Source organism: Streptomyces sp. NBC_01283 (assembly GCF_041435335.1).
Classification (GTDB): Bacteria; Actinomycetota; Actinomycetes; order Streptomycetales; family Streptomycetaceae; genus Streptomyces.
This window is the reverse complement of the sequence record NZ_CP108430.1, coordinates 8583963-8602429: the sequence shown is the minus strand read 5'-3', so window position 1 is coordinate 8602429 and position 18467 is coordinate 8583963. Positions and strand designations below refer to the sequence as shown.

Here is an 18467-nt window from a genome sequence, read left to right as displayed (position 1 = left end):
TCGCCTTCAAGATCGCAAGCCAGTCGAGGGGCTCCGCGCCACCGCCCAACGTCGTCGTCGGCAGGGGGAGTTCGCCGCGTTCCGCTCCACGGCAACACCCGGCCCGCCCCGTCCCTCTCGACCACGGACTCGACCACGGACTCGACCAGGGACTCGACCAGGGACCTGGGACCGGCCGCCCCTGCCTTCGACGGCTCCTTCGATCCGAACTTCCACCCCGCACCACCCTGAGGAAGATCATGAAGTTCACCGACGGCTTCTGGCTCATGCGCGACGGGGTCGAGGCCTCGTACGCGACCGAGGTCCGCAGTGTCCGAGCCGACGCCGACCGCTTCACCGCCCACGCCGCGATCAAGCGCGTCGAGCGCCGCGGCGACACCCTCAACTCCCCCCTGCTGACGGTCGACTGCTTCTCCCCCGCCGAGGGCGTCATCGGCGTCCGCACCACACACCTGGCGGGCAAGCGCCACCTCGGCCCGGAGTTCGGCCTGCCGGGCGCCGACACCGGGGGCGGCCAAGTGCGCCGCGACGGCGACATGATCGAGCTGACCAGCGGCCCCCTCACCGCACGCCTGGACCGAGCCGCGCCCTGGGCGCTGTCGTTCCATGACGCGGACGGCCGGGAGATGACATCGGCGGGCCGCAAGGGCACGGCCTTCTTCACCACCGGCGACGGCGCCCACCACATGGCCGGGCGGTTGGCACTCGGCGTCGGCGAACAGGTCTACGGCCTGGGCGAACACTTCACGCCGTTCGTCAAGAACGGCCAGGTCGTGGACATGTGGCAGGCCGACGGCGGCACGAGCAGCGAACAGGCCTACAAGAACGTCCCGTTCAGCCTGCACGTCTCCCCCGCCGGCGCCTACGGCGTGTTCGTCAACCACCCCGGCAAGGTGAGCTACGAGATCGGCTCGGAGTCGGTCGGCCACATGCAGTTCAGCGTCGAGGACCAGACGCTGGAGTACTACGTCGTCGCGGGCCCGACGCCCAAAGACGTCCTGCGCCGCTACACCGCGCTCACCGGCCGCCCGGCGCTACCGCCGGCGTGGTCGTTCGGACTGTGGCTCACCACCTCTTTCACCACGCAGTACGACGAGGAGACGGTGACGTCCTTCGTCGACGGCATGGCCGAGCGGGACATCCCGCTGAGCGTGTTCCACTTCGACTGCTTCTGGATGCGCGAGTACCAGTGGTCCGACTTCGAGTGGGATCCGGACGTCTTCCCCGACCCCGAGGGCATGCTGGCCCGGCTCAAGGGACGGGGCCTGAAGATCTCCGTGTGGATCAACCCGTACATCGCGCAGAAGTCCGCCCTGTTCGACGAGGCCGCCGCCGCGGGGTATCTGGTGAAGCGGACGAACGGCGACATCTGGCAGTGGGACCTGTGGCAGGCGGGCATGGCGCTCGTCGACTTCACGAACCCCGGGGCCTGCGCATGGTTCCAGGCGAAGCTGAAGGTGCTGCTCGACCAGGGCGTCGACTGCTTCAAGACCGACTTCGGCGAGCGCATCCCCACCGACGTGGTCTGGCACGACGGCTCCGACCCGGAGCGCATGCACAACTACTACACGCACCTGTACAACCGCACCGTCTTCGAACTCCTGGAAAAAGAACGCGGCACGGGCGAGGCCGTCCTGTTCGCCCGCTCGGCCACGGCGGGCGGCCAGCAGTATCCGGTGCACTGGGGCGGCGACTGCTGGTCGTCGTTCGGTGCGATGGCGGAGTCGCTGCGCGGTGGCCTGTCACTGTCGCTGTCGGGCTTCGGCTTCTGGTCGCACGACATCGGAGGCTTCGAGGGCACCCCGGACCCGGCCGTCTTCAAGCGCTGGCTCGCCTTCGGCCTGCTCTCCTCCCACAGCCGCCTGCACGGCTCCAGCTCCTACCGGGTGCCGTGGGAGTTCGGTGACGAAGCAGTCGACGTGACACGGCGGTTCACCCGGCTCAAGCACAGGCTCATGCCCTACCTGTACGGCGCCGCGGCCGAAGCACACCACACCGGCGTGCCGCTGATGCGGCCCATGCTCCTCGAGTTCCCCGAGGACCCCACCGCCCGCGTCCTGGACCGGCAGTACATGCTCGGCCCCGACCTGCTCGTCGCCCCGGTCTTCTCGGCCGACGGCGTCGTCGAGTACTACCTGCCCGAGGGCACCTGGACCCACCTCCTGACCGGCGAACACGTCCAGGGCCCGGCCTGGCGCCGCGAGAGGCACGGCTTCGACAGCCTGCCCCTGTACGTCCGCCCGGGAGCGGTCCTCCCGCTCGGCTCCGACACACAGCGACCCGACGGGGACTGGCTCGACGGCCTCACCTTGCTCGTCACCCCCGACGCACACCAGGTGACGGTCACCGTCCCCGACCACGCCGGCCGCCCTGCCGCCGCTTACCAGGTGACGCGCGAGGCGACCGACACGACGGTGACCGTAACCCCGCCGGAAGGACACGGCACTCCACACATGGTGGTGTCGGCCGACCTGTGAACCCGGGACCCAGGGTGATGCCTCCGTCATTGACGGGGGCATCACCAACCAAGGTGCAACCCTTGAGTTGACTTGGCGTACCGCCGGCCCTGCGCGTCCGAGTGCACCTCGTCGAGCCGGCCCCTGACGAATGGAGGTTCAGGCGATCGCGCGGCGAGTGGACGCGCAGGATCACAACACCCGTGCCGATGAAGCCTGTTGGCGGGGCCGACCGGGGGGGGGCGCGGTGGATGTACGAGGGCCCGCTCGCGCTGGACCGGACGGGGTCGTTCGGGTACACGGTACGAATCCTCCCGGCGCACCGACTCCTCTGCGAGGGAGCCGAGTTGAGGCTGGTGGCGGTGGAATTCGAGGGCACGAGACAGCAGGCGGGAGCACTGACGCGATGAACGCCCAACGGGCGGCGTCCGTTTCGGACGCCGCCCGTTACGTCACTGACCCGGGGCTACTTGACGTTGACGCCGGTCCAGGCAGCGGCCACGCGCTTGTACTCGGTGGAATTCGCGCCGTACAGGTCCTTGGCGGCTCTCAACGTGCCCTTACGGGCCGCCTTGTAGTCGGTGGTCGACGTGAAGTACGTCGTCAGGGCCTTGAACCAGATCTTCTCGGCCTTGCCGCGTCCGATGCCCAGCACCTTGGAGCCGTCGGCGGTCGGCGAGTTGTACTGGACGCCATTGATCCGCTTCTTGCCGCTCCCCTCGGACAGCAGGTAGAAGAAGTGGTTGGCGATACCCGAGGAGTAGTGGACGTCGACATTGCCCGCGTTGGCGTTCCACTTGTCCAGGGACTGACCGTCCTTGCTCGGCTTGTCCATGTAACGCAGCGGGGAACCATCGCCGTTGATGTCGATCTTCTCGCCGATGAGGTAGTCGCCGACGTCCTTGGGGTTCTTGGCCTTGAACTCCACGGCAGCGGCGAAGATATCGGAGGTGGCCTCGTTGAGGCCGCCGGACTCGCCGCTGTACTCCATGTTGCCGGTCGCCGAGGTGACACCGTGCGTCATCTCGTGGGCCGCGACGTCGATCGAGGTGAGGGGCTTCTTGTTGCCCTCTCCGTCGCCGTACGTCATGCAGAAGCAGCTGTCGTCCCAGAACGCGTTCACGTAGCCGTTGCCGTAGTGGACGCGGGAGGTCGCGCCCTTGCCGTCGCCATTGATGCCCTTGCGGCCGTGCACGGACTTGTAGTAGTCCCAGGTGAGCTGGGCGCCGTAGGCGGCGTCGACGGCGGCGGTCTGCGCGCTCGAAGGCTTGCCGTTGCCCCAGACGTCGTTGGCGTCCTTGAAGAGCGTGCCGCCGCCGCTCTCCGCGTGCTTCAGGTCGAAGGTGCGGTGACCGCCTCGGGCCTTGTCTGTCAGCTCGTAGCCGCTCGTGACCTTCTTGGAGCCGACCGTGACCTTGCCGCTGTACTGGCTGTTGCCGGTGCCGTTCTCGATGGCCTGGTACTGGTACAGCTTCTTCCCGCTCGCGGCGTCCGTGATGACGTGGAGCCTGCTGGGCGTGCCGTCCTTCTGCACGCCGGTGACAACGGTCTCGTACGCGAGGACGGGCTCGCCGGAGGCGGCCCAGATCACCTTGCGCGGGGCCTGCGCGTCGGCCTTGGCGGTCTTCGCCTTCGCGGCGGTCGACTCGGCGGACTTGGCGACGGAGGACCTGCCCAGCTTGGCGTCGGTGGAGGCGACCTTCACGGTGGCCTCGGTAGCCTTGGTGACGCCCTTCAGTTCGCCGTTCTTGGCGGTGTGGACGACGAGGTCGCCGCCGAGGACGGGCAGGCCTTCGTAGGTGCGCTCGTAGCGGGTGTGCGTGGTGCCGTCGGCGTCCTTGATGACGTCACGGACGACGAGCTTCTCCTTGGCACTGAGGCCGATCCGCCCGGCGGTCGCCGATCTCTCGACGCTCGCGTCCTGGAGGAGGTCCGCGCGGGCCGACACCGAGAGGGCGACGGGGGAGCCGGACGGCCCGGTCTCCTTGCCCGGCTGGGCGGAGGCGCCGGTGGTCAGTCCGGCGGTGAGCAGCGCTCCGGCGGCCACGGCGGTGGCGATCGCGAGTGTCGAACGCTTACGGGATATATCAGAGATCACGCGGGCTCCATCTGTGGGGGCCCGGGAGGCATGGAGGGCCGCCCGGAGCAGAAAAAGACGCGATGCGGGCGTGCAGCGTGTTGCTGTACGTGCAGCGTGTTGCGGGGGAGCGTGTCATTTGAACCAGGTACATGTCAGTCTTTTGGCTGGATGTTGGCCAGAAATAGTCCGTTGAACGATGGTCGACATACGCAATGCGAACAGATCATGAACATCGTCGGCCTTGGCAACACGCCAGCCACGCCGCAGAGTTGATTACCCGCGGCGGCGACGCGCCTCGGTAGGCGGAGCATCTGTGCGGGGTGAGAATTACGGACAAGCCATGTCAACACTTGATGTAGCCCGTGCCCCGCGCAGCCCTCGTGGCCCTGTCCTGCACCTTCAGCTTCCAGATGCCGTTGGCGGCTCGGACGAGGCGTTGACCGTGCAGGTCACCTTGACCTTGTCCGTGGGGTCCGAACTGCTGGTCCGCTTCAGCGGGTCGACCGTGCCGTCGGCGACCTCCAGGTCGACTTGGAGGTCACCGAGACGCTGACGTCCAGAGGGGCGAGGTCCGCGGCGTTCTCGGAGGTCTTGCCGCCGGGCTCCTCCCTGCCGGAGCGGGCACCGACGTTCCCGGCGGCCCAGACGTGCGCGACCCGCCTTGTCTTCGGTGCTGGTCGTTCCGTACAGCTCACCGGCCACCGCGAGCGTCCCGGTGCGGGCCGCCGCATCAGCGCGCACGACGAAGCCCCGCCGTCTGCTCGGCGGGGCTTCGTCGTGCGCACGGTCAGCCCACGCTGACCATCCGGGCCTTGCTCGGCACCCCGGCCGAGTTGAGCGCGAAGAGCAGATAGCTGCCGGGCAGCGCCACCCCCGGATCGGAGGGGACGTTGAGGGTGTACGAGGTCGCGCTGTCGCGGGTGAAGGTGAGCGGTACGCGCCGCTGGTCGTTGTCCGTGGAGTGGGTCGCCGCGCCCGCCCGCACCAGGACGAACGAGGTGACCGCCGAGTCAGCGGTCACGGGGACGGTCGCCCCGTTGGCCACGCGGGCGGGCACGGTACCGGTGATGACGGGCCGGGTGCGCTCGGTGCCGTCGGCGTTGAGCAGGTAGGGCGGGGTGAAGACGGCCCCGTCGGCGTGGTTGGTGGCGCAGTCGCCGCACAGGCCGCCGCCCCCGGAGAAGATGCGCCCGTCGGGCAGCAGGTTGGCCACGCTGTGGTAGTTGCGCGGCACGGCCATGCTCGCCATGCGGGTGAACTGCCCCGTCGCCGGATCCCAGATCTCCGGTGTGAGCGAGGAGGTCCCGTCGCTGAACGGAACCGGGTAGGACTGCCCGCCGAACACGGCGACCTTGCCGTCCGGCATGACCACGCTGTTGCTGAAGGAACGGGCGAAGTCCATGTCGCCGGTACGCGCGGCCACCGGAGTTCCGCCCCCGTTGAGGTCGATGGTGTACGCGCGTCGGGTGGCCGTCGTGTTCTCGTACGCGGTCGCACCGCCCAGTGTGAGGAGTTTGCCGATGTCGTACGCGACGGCGTTGCCGTTCATGGCGTCCGCGCTGTCGGCCCGCGTTCCGGCGGCGGTGACGGAGCCGTCCCCCTGGGTGGAGATCCAGTTCATCTGCTTGCTCGGCCCCAGCTGGAGGATCCGGCCGCCCGACGTCGCGTGCAGCCACTGGTGGTTGTCGGCCCGGTAGGGGCCCGCCGGGTCGGCTGTCATGGTGTTGGTCACCGGCACGCCGGGCAGTTTGCGCCAGGTGCCGGAGGACGGCGACCAGACCTCGCCGTTCTTGCCGCCCTGGCCGCCGCTCCAGGAGCCGCCGAGGACGAAGGCGTCGCCGTTGGAGAGCAGGGTCATGGCCTGGTAGCCACGAGCGATGTTCATGTCGCTGGTCGCCGACCAGGCGTCGGTGGCCGGATCGTAGATACTGGCCCGCTCGGCGTTGCTGCCGCCGGTGACCAGCACCCGGCCGTCCTTCAGGACCGCGATGCCGGGGCAGAACATGTCGTGGCGGGTGTTGTCGACCCGTCGTTGGGTGACGGTTCCGGTGCCGAGATCCATGATCGCGGTCTGGGTGTAGCCGTTGCTTCCCCCGAAGCGGTCGACGCCGTACGCGGACCAGGCGAGCAGCTTGTTGTTCGGCAGCAGGGCGGTGGCCACGGGAACCAGCGGGAATCCGGTGACCCGGCCCCAGGAACCGGCGGTCGCCGGGTTCGCCGGAGTGCTCAGACGCAGCTCCGCCGCCGAGGACCACGGCCCACGCCCGCCCGCCTCCGTGGTACCCGTCAGGCGTACGTACCGCGCGCTGACGGTGCGGGAGAAGGTGGCCCCCTTGACGGTGTCGTCGTCCTTCCAGGTGCCGCTCGCGACGGGTGCCCCGAACGTGGTGCCGTCCGTGCTGGTCGTGACGGTGTAGGCGCCGATCCGGCCGTTGGCTCCGGACCTGCGCGGCTGGTAGGTGAGAGCCGAGACGTCGCGGGCGCTCTTCATGTCGATGGTGATGCTGTGCGGCAGGGGCACGGCGGTACCGGAGTACCGGCTGTGCCAGAGGGTGTCCGGATCGCCGTCGAGGACGTTGGCGGCGGGGTTCGCCGAGGCGCTCACCTCCTCGTCGCTCGCCGTCGCCGTCCACCCGGCCCGCGGCAGGTCGACCACGGAGGCGGGTGAGCCGGGGTCGCCGAGGAGGTTGATCTCGGCTGCGGCCGACCAGGGGCCGCGGTTGCCGGCCTCGCTCGTCGCGGTGAGCCGCACGTAGCGGGCGCCCTTCGCGGCGAAACTCAGGGTCTTGGCGGTCGCGTCGTCGCCGAGGGTGCCGGAGGCGACGGCGGAACCCCAACTCGTGCCGTCGGCGCTCACGTGGAGGACATACGAACCCACCCTGCCGTTGGCGCTGTTGGTGCGCGGCTGGTAGACGAGTGCGGATACGACAGCCGTCCGGTGCATGTCGACGGTGAGGGTGTGCGGAAGCGGCGCGGCGGTGCCGCTCCACTTGCTGTGCCAGATGGTGGCGTTGCTGCCATCGAGCACGTTGACGGCGCGTCCGTTCTCGGACGCGGTCTCCTCGTCACTCGCGGACACGGTCCAGCCGTCCCTGGGCAGGACGGGTGCGGTGGGTTCCATGGCGTCGGCCGGCACCACGGGCTCGTGCGGCGCCGCCATCGGGTGCCGGGGATCGGGAACTCCGGCGGCGCCGGATCCGGCGGCCGCGATGACCGGGCTGCCTCCGGTCAACGGAAGCAGCCCGGCGATGACGGCGGCGAGCGCGAAGGCTATGAGGCCGGTGGATCTGAGTCTGGTGTGCGGAAAGGATGTGAACAGACGAGTCAGCATGAAGGCCCCCCGGGGATGCGCGACAGGCGCGCAGATGAGGGCATGACCATGCCAATAGGGTGCAGGGATGTAAAGGGCGTTCTCCCGCCAATCGGCTGATCTCCGCAGCCGCGCGGCGAGCGGGCGCACCCCTCGCCGCATTCACCGTCGTGGCCCGCCGTCCATCGAGGCGCCGCGCATGCTCGCGGAAGCGCACAGGCTGATGTGCCCTGATATCTCATCAGTAGGGGACACACACATAGGTGTCGTGCCCACAGCACTCCAAATGCGCTTGTGGAGGCAGAGGTTCATCGGAACCCGGCAGGTCGCGGGCGTCCACGCGGCAGGCGGGCCGCCGGCCGAACGCGGGCCCGGCACGGCCGCCGCTTGGACCGCCGCACCCAGGGCAGTCATGGGCACGACAAGGCCCCGGGCACGGTGACGGGCATTCTCGGTCGGCGCCGACCCAACGGTGGCGCCGACCCAACGGTGGATCCGGCACCGGTCGCCACGTCACGGGGCGTGTTCCCTGCTCGGCTCTCGACGGGAGAAGACCGTGACCGTATTACGCCATCGAAGACGCAGTCACTCACGGAGCGGACCATCGCCCCGCGCGGCAGGCTTCCTGCTGGCCCTGTCCCTCATAGGTGTCGTCCTGGTGTCTCCCGCGCAGGCGCGGGCGGACACCACCTTCTCAGCGAAGATCGACTTCGGTACCGCCACCACCGTGCCGGTGAGCGGCCACGCACTCGACTACGGACAGGCTTTCGGCGCCCGTACCGGCCCCGACCAGGGCACCGGCCTCACCTACGGCTGGGTGGGACTGTCCAACACCACCCCGCTCGACCTGACGGGCAACGGCCGGGACAGAGGCACCGCCGAGCCCGACCGGCTCCTCGCCACCCTCGTGCACATGCAGCTGCCCGCCTCGTCGGCCGGCGTGAAGACCCCGGGCCGGTGGGAAATCGCCGTACCCAACGGCACCTACACGGTGACGGTCGCCGTGGGCGACGCCACGAGCGTGGACAGCTCCCACGCGCTCCAGGTCGAGAACCAGAACGCGGTCGACGGGTTCGTCCCCACGTCCACCACCAAGTACCAGACCAGGACCGTTCAACCCACCGTGGCAGACGGCCGGTTGACGATCAGTCCGCTCGGGGGAAGCAACACGAAGATCGCGTACGTGACCGTCGCCCCGCTCGCCGACTCCGCCGTGCACCCGGAGGTCAGGACGGTGACCCCGACGAACACGGCGACCGGCGCGGCACCGACCGGCAGCGTCGTCGCGGACCTCCGCCTGGTGGGTCCCGGCGTCGACGCCGCGACCCTCACCGCCAGTACGGTCACCCTCAAGGAGTCGGTGACCGGGGCAGCCGTGCCCGCCCACGTGATCACCAGCGGCGGCGGCGACGTCATCAACCTGTCGCCGACGACGGGGCTCAAGGCGAACACCCGCTACCGCTTCTCGGTCACCAGCGGCGCCCGGGACCTGGACGGGCGGAGCTTCACGCCATGGAGCTCGGTGTTCACCACCGGGGCGGGCACCGGCACGGGCACCATCGCCTTCGACAAGGTGGCCACGTCAGCGACGGGCAGGAGTTTCGCCTCCGTGGTGAAGGGCCCCGACGGCAAGCTGTACGCGTCCACGCTCGACGGATACATCATGCGGTACGCGATCGCCGCCGACGGCACCCTGAGCGGGGCGGAGACGATCTCCACCGTGCGCACGGACGCAACGGCCCGCGGCCTGCCGGGAGCACCGAATCGTTCCATCATCGGGATGGCGTTCGATCCCTCCTCGACGGCGGCCAGCCCCGTGCTGTGGATCACCTCCAACACCATGTACGCCGGAGGCACCCCGAACGAGCCGGACTGGTCCAGCAGCATCGCCAGGCTGAGCGGTCCAGGCCTCGGCACGTACACCGAGGTGATCAGCCGTCTGCCCCGGTCCGTGAAGGACCACGAGACCAACTCCCTGGCCTTCGGCCCTGACGGCGCCCTCTACGTGACGCAGGGCGCCAACAACGCCATGGGCGCCGCCGACCCGACGTGGGGCAACCGCCCCGAGCACCTGCTCAACGCCGCCGTGCTGCGCCTCGACCCGGCCAAGCTCCCGGCGTCCGGCGCCGTCGACGTGCGGACCGAGAGCCCGGGAACGTACGACCCGTTCGCCGCCAACGCACCACTGACCCTCTACGCGACGGGCGTACGCAACGCCTACGACCTGGTGTGGCACACCAACGGCCACCTCTACACACCCACCAACGGGTCCGCGGCCGGCGGCAACACGCCCGCCACGCCCACACCGCTGCCCGCCGCCTGTTCCCGCCGGATCGACGCGGCGACGGCCGGGGCCTACACGGGTCCGACCGTGCCGGGGATCACGTCCAACCCCGTGGCGGAGACCGACTACGTCTTCGACGTGAAGAAGAACCGCTACTACGGGCACCCGAACCCGGCGCGCTGCGAGTGGGTGCTGGCCGGGGGCAACCCCACCTCGGGCACCAGTCCCTTCGAGGTCACCGGCTACCCCGTGGGCACCCAGCCGGACCGCAACCTGGACACGGCAGGAATGTACGACGCCGGGCTGCACGCCTCCGCCGACGGGGTCGTCGAATACCGCGGCAACGCCTTCGGGGGCGCACTCAAGGGCAAGCTCCTCGTGGTCCGTTACAGCAGTGGCCAGGACATCGAGGTGTTCGGCGTCGACGCGCAGGGGAAGCTGTCGGCGCCCACGACGGGCATCACCGGGTTCACCGGATTCCAGCAGCCGCTGGACGTCACGGAGGACACGGCCAAGGGCACCCTGTACGTCACAGAACAGGGCGCTTCGAAGATCACCCTACTCAGGCCCAGGGTGTGACGCCGACCGCGCGCCTCGATCCGGGCCAGGCGCGGACCAAGCATCGCCGAAAGGCATCAGCCCAAGGGCAGCTTCCGTCGCACTGCACCAGGATGAACACAGCGCACGTGCATCACCCGCAGGTGAACTGCCGCCCAGCGCATCAGGACGTCAGGGCCGCAGACCCCAGCCGCAGGACCAACGTGCGGGCACCCGGACCGGATCCGTGGTGGGTGGCCCCAGCGGCAGCAACGCCCCCTGCGGGCACTTGAGGCGTTCGCGGACACCTCAGGAACGCTGAGGCCCCCTGCCAGGACCTGCCCGGCGGGGGCCTCAGCGCCCATCACGTGTCACGACAGCCTTATGTCTGCCTCGGAGGCACAGTGACCAACATTCTGCGGGGCATCATGGATCGCCTCGGCGTCGACAGTCGCTTTCAGCTGGGTGTGGCCTTGGGGACGAGGATGATGGACAGCCGCACCCCGATGAGCGGACACGGTATGAACCCACCCGAGCCGGCGCTGCGACCCGGCCGGGCTGTCCCTCGTCCCTGATATCCGCCACGGTCTGTTGCCTTGGGCCGCAGAGACAGGCTTCTGATCGCCATCGCCCGCTGCTTGACGGTTCTGTTGCAGGTCGCGTTCCCGTTCATCTTGTTCGGGCGGCTCACATACCCGGTCCTGCGTCTGCTGTTGGGCATGCACCCGGGTATCGCCGTGCTCATGGGGCTTCCGCTCTTTTCCGGCGCGATGATCGTGGCGGACGCCGTGTTCCTGCCGGACCGCTTCGGCCGGCACCTGGGACAGCTAGTGCGGCGCGTCGGCCAGCGGGCCCAGGTCGGGAAGGCCCAAGCTTCGCCCCGCGGCGAGGTGGCACTCGTGCCGCCGCAGCCCGCACCGTCGAGCCGATGAGGGCTCTGCGGTAGCTCGGTGGTTGTCACCGGGGCCGGTCGCGGTGTGCGCCCCGGCAGATGGCCTTCGCCCGCGTCGCCGGGGGGGGTGCCGCTGCTGGGGCTACTTCTCGCAGCTCAGGTCCCGCGTGGGGAGCCGTCCCGTCCGCAGGTAGGCGTTGACGCGCTCGTTGACGCAGGTGTTGCCGTACTCACCGTACAGGCCGTGCTGGCGGGCGCCCTTGACGGTGAGCAGCCGGGAGCTCGGCCACTGCTCGCGCATGGCCTTGGCGTCGGCGTAGAGGGTCCGGGGGTCGCCGGTGGCGTTGATGAGCAGGGCCGGGACGTCGTTGTCGAGCACGGTCGGCGCTTCGGCGGGCTGGTCCCAGAACTCGCAGGGAGTGATGTTGTTGGCCAGCGGTCCGGTGAGGGGGAACTGTTCACGGGACTTCTCGACCGCGCGCCAGTAGTCGGCGACTCCGCGCCGCTCGGCCACGTCGCCGCAGATGATCGCGGTCATCTGACTGGCGGGGGCCGAGCCTGCCCCGGTCAGCAGGAACTCCAGCTGACCGGCCAGCCTTTCTGACGGTTCGACCGGTTCCCGGTCGGCGGCGCGTGCCAGGAGACGTACGGTCGTGGCCAGGGCGGCGCGCTCCTCGTCGAGGTCGCTGGCGAGGCCGCCGATGAAGAAGAAGGGAAGCGCGTGCTCGTCCAGCAGGTACGCGTCCCCGATCCGCAGCGGATTCCGTGCGGCGGCGTCGAGGATGTGTTTCACCGTCGCCAGGACCTCGGCGCGCGTGGCGCCAAGACCGTAGGTGGTGTGCCGTGCGGCGGCCCACGACGCCCACGCGCGCAGGGCCGCTTCGTTGGCCGCCTCGGAACCGCGCAGCAGGGTGTGGCTGTAGCGCTTCGGGGAATTGACGCCGTCGAGCACCATGCGGTCGGTTCTGCCGGGGAAGAGCTGTGTGTAGACCTCTCCGAGGTAACTGCCGTAGGAGTAGCCGAGGTAGGACAGGGTGTTCTCGCCGAGGGCGGCGCGGATGATGTCCATGTCGCGGGCGGTGTTGCGGGTGGTGACGTACGACAGCACGTCGCCGTGGGTACGTTTGCACCGCCCGGCCAGCTCGCGCGCGATGGAAACCTCCTCGCGGTATGCCGCCAGGTCGGCGCCCGCGGAGCGCAGGGGTGCGGAGCCGAGGTCCCAGCCGCAGTCCAGCGGGGTGCTCCGACCGACGAAGCGCGGGTCCATGCCGATCAGGTCGTAGCGGTCGGCGACCTCGCCCATCACCTTCGACTTGGTCACCGGCATCCGGAGGCTGGGGCCGGCCGGTCCTCCGTCGTTGAGCAGCAGCGGGCCGATGCGGTGGGCGGTGTCGGTGGCCTTCAGGCGGGATATGGCGACGGTGATGGTGCGACCGCCGGGGTCGGTGTAGTCGAGCGGCACGTTGATGTCAGCGCAGTCGGCGCCGGCGGCGTCCAGCTCCTGGCCCTCCTCGTCGTCGGCGCCGAGGGCGCAGGCGTGCCAGTCGACGTGCTGGTCGTGGAAGCGGGCGAACGGGCCCGGGGTGGCGGGGGCGGCGGCGGTCGTCGCGGTGGCGGCGGCGACCAACGTCACGCACGCTGCAAACACCTTGATGCGTCGGGAAGTTGGCATGCCCACACGCTAGGAGGGCGGACACCCCGGCACACTCCGGGAGAACCCCGAACCCAGGTGGGGTTGTCCCCCCCGGCTCCTTGAGGAGCGGCGGCGCGAAGGCGTACGCGGCGGTGGCGAGTTGTGCCAATCCTCCGGCGGGCTGCTGCATCTCGCCGAGCGACACCAGGCCCTGCCTGGATGTCACAACCTGTCAGGGCTTACGTGCCACCGCCCCGTACATGGCGATGGCCCGGTCATCGATGCTGTCCTGCTCGGAGCCCGGCTGCCACTTGTGAACCTGGGTGACGCCAGGGTCGACCAGGGACATCCCGTCAAAGAGGGAGGTAGCGGTCGGCAGGTCGCGCAGCGCCATGGGCATGCCCTGCTGGGCGTACTCATCGGCCACCCGGCCGACCTCCTCGGGCGCGAAGTCGGCGGTACCGATGGTCATCGCCAGGAAGCTGCCCGACGGCAGCGGTTCGAGCAGTCGCTGCACCAAACGCCGGTCGTCCGGCGGCAAGATGAAGTGCAGTATTCCGATGACCATCAAGCCGACCGGCTCGTTCACGTCGATCAGCGCACGGAATTCGGGACTGTCCAGGATGGCTTCCGGGTCGTGCATGTCAGCGTCGATGTAGGCGGTCGCCCCCTCGGACGAGCCCTGCAGGAGGGCGCGGGCGTGAGCCAGGACGATGGGGTCGTTGTCGACGTAGACCACACGGGACTCCGGTGCCACCTCCTGCACCACCTCGTGCAGGTTGGGGGCTGTGGGCAGTCCGGTGCCGATGTCGAGGAACTGCCGGACACCGCGTTCCTGGGCGAGGAAGCGCCCGGCACGGTGCATGAACCGCCGGTTCTCCAGCATGTGCACGGGCAGCGCCGGCCAGTGCCGGCACATGGCGTCGCCTGCCTCTGCGTCGACAAGGTAGTGGTCCTTGCCTCCCAGGATGTAGTCGTACACCCGCGCCGAGTGCGCGGTCGAGGTGTCAATCCGATCGCCTGCGCTGTGCATGGGCCCGCTCCGCTCTTCACCGCTGACAATGCGCTTCAAACGCTACAGCTGGTCGAACCGTGGCTCGACCAGCACGACACACCAGCACGGCGCACCAGCACGGCACCAGCAAAGGTCTTTCCCCACTTGGTTGGAGGTTGGACGAAGTGGGGGTCTGTGGAGGTCAGTTGCCGACGGCAGCGGTAGGGGCCACGAGGACATGGAGGTGCTCGTCGTGGAGCTGTCCGTCTCCGAACCGCTTGGCCATGGGCATCGTGTACGCGAGGTCGAATCCTGCCTTCTGGGCCACTCTGCAGGAGGCAGGGTTTTCCACACCGTGAGTCAGGGCGAGGCGCGTGAGTCCCAGATCGCTCAGGGCCCAACTGACGACGCTGCGCACGGCAGCCGTGGCCACTCCCTGCCCGCGTGTCCACGGGGCGATGCGGTAACCCACTTTGGCTCGCGCGTGCGCGCGGTCGATGCCATGCAGGGCGATGTTGCCGGCATAGCGTCCGCTGCCGTTGTCGATGATCGAGAAGGTTGCGTGAGTACCGTCCGACCAGTCCGCGCCGGCGAGACAGTCCCTGACCGCCGACGCCGCGTCGGTGATCTGGCAGCGAGGATTCCACAGCCGGACATCCGGGTCGACGCCGAGCGCGAGAACCTCCATGTGCTCATCCACACTCGGAGGGCGGAGCCGGAACTCTCCAGCGGTCAGAGTGAGAGGCTTCAGTCGATCGGCAGGCACCAGTTGATCATGCCAGGCAGTCGGAGAACCGGTGATGGCACCCTGCGCACGGCGGTCAGGGCAGCGTCGGCTCAGCGAGGTACTCCCCCACCGGCGGAAGCCAGGAATCCGCTCCGCCATCAACGACACCCACGCAGCCCCCGCGACCTCCAGCGGAGACGCCTCGCGGGACGCAGCCTGCTCGGCTGACTCCCCGAGCTTGATCTGCCCCGCCGGGAACTGCCACACCAGATCACCCTCCGGAACCCGGCGGCGGATGAGGAGCACCGTGCCCTGGTGCGCGACCACCGCACCCGCGATCACCCGATCCATCGGCAACCGCACCTCCCTCCCGAATAAGGGTTGTTCACGGCATGGCGCCGCCCGCGCGCGGACATCATGCCGCCATGAGCGACAGCGGCAACGGCAACGGCGCGAAGAAACTCTCCACCAAAGCCTGGGTGTGGGGCGGGCTCAGCACCGCCACGTTTGTCGCGCTCCTCGTCTGGGGCCCCTGGTGGATCGAAGGACACCACCTGAAGGACGGCGAAGGCGAGTTGGTCTCCGGCGCGGGAATCATCGTCACCGGGTTCCGCACCATGCTCATCGCCATCGCCGCCGGCGGCTTCACCGCCGCCGGGCTCTACTACACCCGTGAGAGGCACCGGCTTGAGCGCAACCAGTTCGAGCACGCCCAAGAGCAGTTCGCCGAGAGCCAGCAGCAGTTCCAGACCACGCTTCGCGAGACGCAGAAGCGCGACGAACAACAGGCCAAGCTCACTCGCGAAGGGCAGGTGACCAGCCGCTACGTCGAAGCGATCAAACTGCTCAGCTCACAGGATGACACGCAGCGGCTCGGTGCCATCTACAGCCTCGAACGCATCATGCGGGACAGCGAAGCCGACCATGACACGGTCGTCACCGTCTTAGCGGCCTTCATTCGCCAACACGCGGGGCTGGGCCTTGGCATACCGCGACCCGGCGAAGCCGTACAAGCTGCCGTCACAGTGATCGGGCGCCGCCCCAACCGGAATGAAGCAGCGCGGCTCGACCTGAGGCGGACTGACCTGACGGGGCTCGACTTCGAGCGCGGCAACTTCCGGCGCGCACGCCTGAGCGGAGCCGACCTACGGGCCGCCAACCTTCGCCGTACCGACCTTTCCGGCGCCTGGGCACCCGAGGCGGATTTCCGGCAAAGCTACGTAATCTCGACGACCTTCGAAGGCGCCAACCTGCGCAACGCTCACTTCTCGACAGGAAACATCCCGGTGGGGGTGCGCGAGTTCGACCAAGTCATCATCGATCCAGAGGCCGGAACCAACACTGCTCCCGAGGAAGAGCAGTCCTGAGAGTGGATCACACCGCCCCGGCGCCCAGCGTTCTGTGTCGCCTGTGGCAGCCGTCACTACAGCGAGTTTGCCGCCGTCGGATACATCTCGCTCGGCCTGGGCAAGCAGGCCGATCACGAGAGGAAGCGGGCGGTGGCGCGGTCCGCGTCCGGAGCGGTCCGGTGCGCGCCCCGTCCCGTCCCGCTCCCCCGCGGTTTGGCACCTTCCACAGGACACGCAGATCGATCTGAATGTTCGTTTACTGGGATCTCCGAGACGTCCGTTGCCGGCAGTAGACGCTCACGCCCTCCGGCGTGCGGCGTGCGGCGTGCGGCGTGCCACACAATCGGACCGAGTGAAAGCTCTTCGTCAGAAGCGCCAAACACACCACTATCCGACGTCGAAGTGACTCGTCGCCGGACAGGTCACTCTGATCAGCCGCCCCTCCGCCGTGCCGATCACCAAGTCTCCGTCAGGACCGGCGCTCAGGCAGGTCGGGGTGTAGACGTGCCCGCCGAGGGTGAGCGTCTCCCGCCGCATTACCGTGCCCTCCGCTGCTCGCAGCGTAAGCAGCTCGCAAGCCCCCGCACCGCCTCCGGCTCCGATCACGGCGTGGACGAGACCGCCGTGGACGTCGACCCCGGTGATCCGTGTGTCGAAGCGGTGGGCCCAGACCACGGCGCCGCCCGGGTATGCGCGTCGTACGAGGTGGGTTCCGTCGCGCGCCGTGCATGCGTGAACGAGTCCTGGGCCGGCGTCATCGTCGACGTATACGGCGGGACCGCCGCGCAGATGCGGGCCGAGAGTGTCGTTCCATGCGAGCGGGAACAACCGCTCGATGCCGTTGGGGTCGGCCCGTACGACCCACTTCTCCAGCAGTTCCGTCCGCACGTCCTCGCCTCCGACCCCGTAGAGGCAGAGCAGGTGGGGGGAGCGCCGCACCGGGAAGTCGTAGGAACTGTCGCTCTCCCCCAATGCCAACGTGGCCAGCTGTCGCCCGGAAGGCGTGAGCACGACACCCTCGTTCGGCGGCCAGCGCGGCCCGGGGAACAGCTCCCGCGAGTCCCGGGCCACCCAGGCGCCATCCGTGCGCGCGGTGACAGCGACCGGAAAGTCCAGGCGGAGTTCGGCGAGTTGAGTGCCGTCGGCGAGGGCGAACCGGTACAGCAGGGTGCGCCGGTCGCTGCTGTCGCCCTCCAGGACGGTGATCCAGGCGCTCTCCTCGTCCGGAGTGACGTACAGCCGACAGCCGTTGCGTTGGCGCCGGCTGTCGGGCAGCGGCACGGACCACCGCGGGGTGCCCTCCGCGGACCAGCACTCCAGCAGTGTCCCGGTGTGCGCCACGAGCATCCGGCCGTCCCGCAGCACCTCCACCACGGCTGTCCCAGGCCGCCGGGTCCATGCGCGGCCCTTCTCGGCCGCGACCTCGGCGAGGTATCGCTGAGGTTGGTCGATGTCCGGGCCTTTGATGCTGTCCCAGTCGACCTCCACCGACACCTGCGGCCAGGAGACCTGCGCCGCGAGCACCTCGGCAGTGGTGTGCTGCCAGTCGTCGTTCTCGGCGACGGATCGCGTGTACGTCACTCGGCCCAGGTCTTCGTAGTCGACGACCGGCCGGGCGAACGTCACCTCCAGGCGGCGCGCGTCCCGCCAGTGCAGGGCGGTGACACCGGCCCCGGCGACGGCCACGTCGGTACGGCGCCGGGTCTCCGGCTCGTACAGGTGGAGCCCGCCCCGCAGTTCGAACTCGTCGCCTTCCTCCGTGCCCACGGCGAGAACGGGCAGGTCGGGGTGGAAGACGAACCCCTCGATGCCCTGCTCCAGCACGACCTGGTCCCACAGCGCGAGATCGCTCGTCCGGTAGACGACGATCCGACCGAGGTCGCCACGTCCGCTCGCTTGACAGCTGACGGCGATCCAGCGGCCGTCCGCACTCACGTCGGTCGTGTAGGGGTGGCCGATCTCAGGGAACGGGCCGTCGGGTATCAGACGCATCGCAGGAGCGTACCGGTCCATGATCCCTGGCGATCGATCCGGTCGCCGTCACGTCCGGTCGCCGTCACATGCGGTCGCAGACCTCCCGCTTCCCGTCAGACCCGCCCAACACCGCCCGCCCCCTTGCCCGAAGCGCCTGCCACCCGGCCCTCCGCATGGTGGGCGACCGGGCACGTAGGCTCAACACCGGGGCAGCGCAAGGTACTTGAAAGG

The 18467-nt window shown here is 69.2% G+C and carries 10 protein-coding genes and 1 pseudogene; 4 read left to right on the top strand and 7 right to left on the bottom strand.

The genetic code is table 11. The features are described from left to right. The first annotated feature begins 239 nt into the window (after positions 1-239). Complete coding sequence (gene yicI, locus OG302_RS38875) at positions 240-2477, top strand: alpha-xylosidase (protein WP_371749450.1); 2238 nt, start codon at positions 240-242, stop codon at positions 2475-2477. Between the two features lie 445 nt (positions 2478-2922). Here the strand turns inward: yicI and OG302_RS38870 are convergent, their stop codons facing one another. The 3 genes from OG302_RS38870 to OG302_RS38860 form a co-directional block, all read right to left on the bottom strand. Next, a complete protein-coding gene (locus OG302_RS38870) occupies positions 2923-4554 on the bottom strand; it encodes a M4 family metallopeptidase (RefSeq protein ID WP_371749449.1) in 1632 nt (543 codons plus the stop codon). A 381-nt stretch (positions 4555-4935) separates the two neighbouring features. Then, the gene (locus tag OG302_RS38865; RefSeq protein ID WP_371749448.1) at positions 4936-5277 is read right to left on the bottom strand and encodes a hypothetical protein; all 342 of its coding nucleotides are present in this window, start codon (positions 5275-5277) and stop codon (positions 4936-4938) included. 46 nt (positions 5278-5323) lie between these two features. Continuing rightward, complete coding sequence (locus OG302_RS38860) at positions 5324-7867, bottom strand: discoidin domain-containing protein (RefSeq protein WP_371749447.1); 2544 nt, start codon at positions 7865-7867, stop codon at positions 5324-5326. A 637-nt stretch (positions 7868-8504) separates the two neighbouring features. Between OG302_RS38860 and OG302_RS38855 the strand changes: the two genes are divergently transcribed. Both OG302_RS38855 and OG302_RS38850 read left to right on the top strand, forming a co-directional pair. Continuing rightward, positions 8505-10709, top strand: coding sequence for an Ig-like domain-containing protein (locus OG302_RS38855; protein WP_371749446.1), 2205 nt, complete (start codon positions 8505-8507; stop codon positions 10707-10709). 572 nt (positions 10710-11281) lie between these two features. Further along, positions 11282-11599 (top strand): annotated as a pseudogene (locus tag OG302_RS38850) (HTTM domain-containing protein); the annotation flags it as partial. 102 nt (positions 11600-11701) lie between these two features. Here the strand turns inward: OG302_RS38850 and OG302_RS38845 are convergent. The 3 genes from OG302_RS38845 to OG302_RS38835 form a co-directional block, all read right to left on the bottom strand. Beyond that, positions 11702-13231 carry an alpha/beta hydrolase gene (locus OG302_RS38845; RefSeq protein ID WP_371749445.1) on the bottom strand — a complete coding sequence of 510 codons (1530 nt, stop codon included), beginning with the start codon at positions 13229-13231 and terminating at the stop codon, positions 11702-11704. Positions 13232-13424: 193 nt separating this feature from the next. Further along, complete coding sequence (locus tag OG302_RS38840; protein WP_371749444.1) at positions 13425-14225, bottom strand: SAM-dependent methyltransferase; 801 nt, start codon at positions 14223-14225, stop codon at positions 13425-13427. A 163-nt stretch (positions 14226-14388) separates the two neighbouring features. Beyond that, the gene (locus tag OG302_RS38835) at positions 14389-15264 is read right to left on the bottom strand and encodes a GNAT family N-acetyltransferase (RefSeq protein WP_371749443.1); all 876 of its coding nucleotides are present in this window, start codon (positions 15262-15264) and stop codon (positions 14389-14391) included. Between the two features lie 74 nt (positions 15265-15338). Between OG302_RS38835 and OG302_RS38830 the strand changes: the two genes are divergently transcribed. Further along, a complete protein-coding gene (locus OG302_RS38830; RefSeq protein WP_371749442.1) occupies positions 15339-16280 on the top strand; it encodes a pentapeptide repeat-containing protein in 942 nt (313 codons plus the stop codon). Between the two features lie 369 nt (positions 16281-16649). Here OG302_RS38830 and OG302_RS38825 read toward each other — a convergent pair whose 3' ends face one another. Beyond that, positions 16650-18254, bottom strand: coding sequence for a hypothetical protein (locus OG302_RS38825; RefSeq protein WP_371749441.1), 1605 nt, complete (start codon positions 18252-18254; stop codon positions 16650-16652). Positions 18255-18467: the final 213 nt, after the last annotated feature.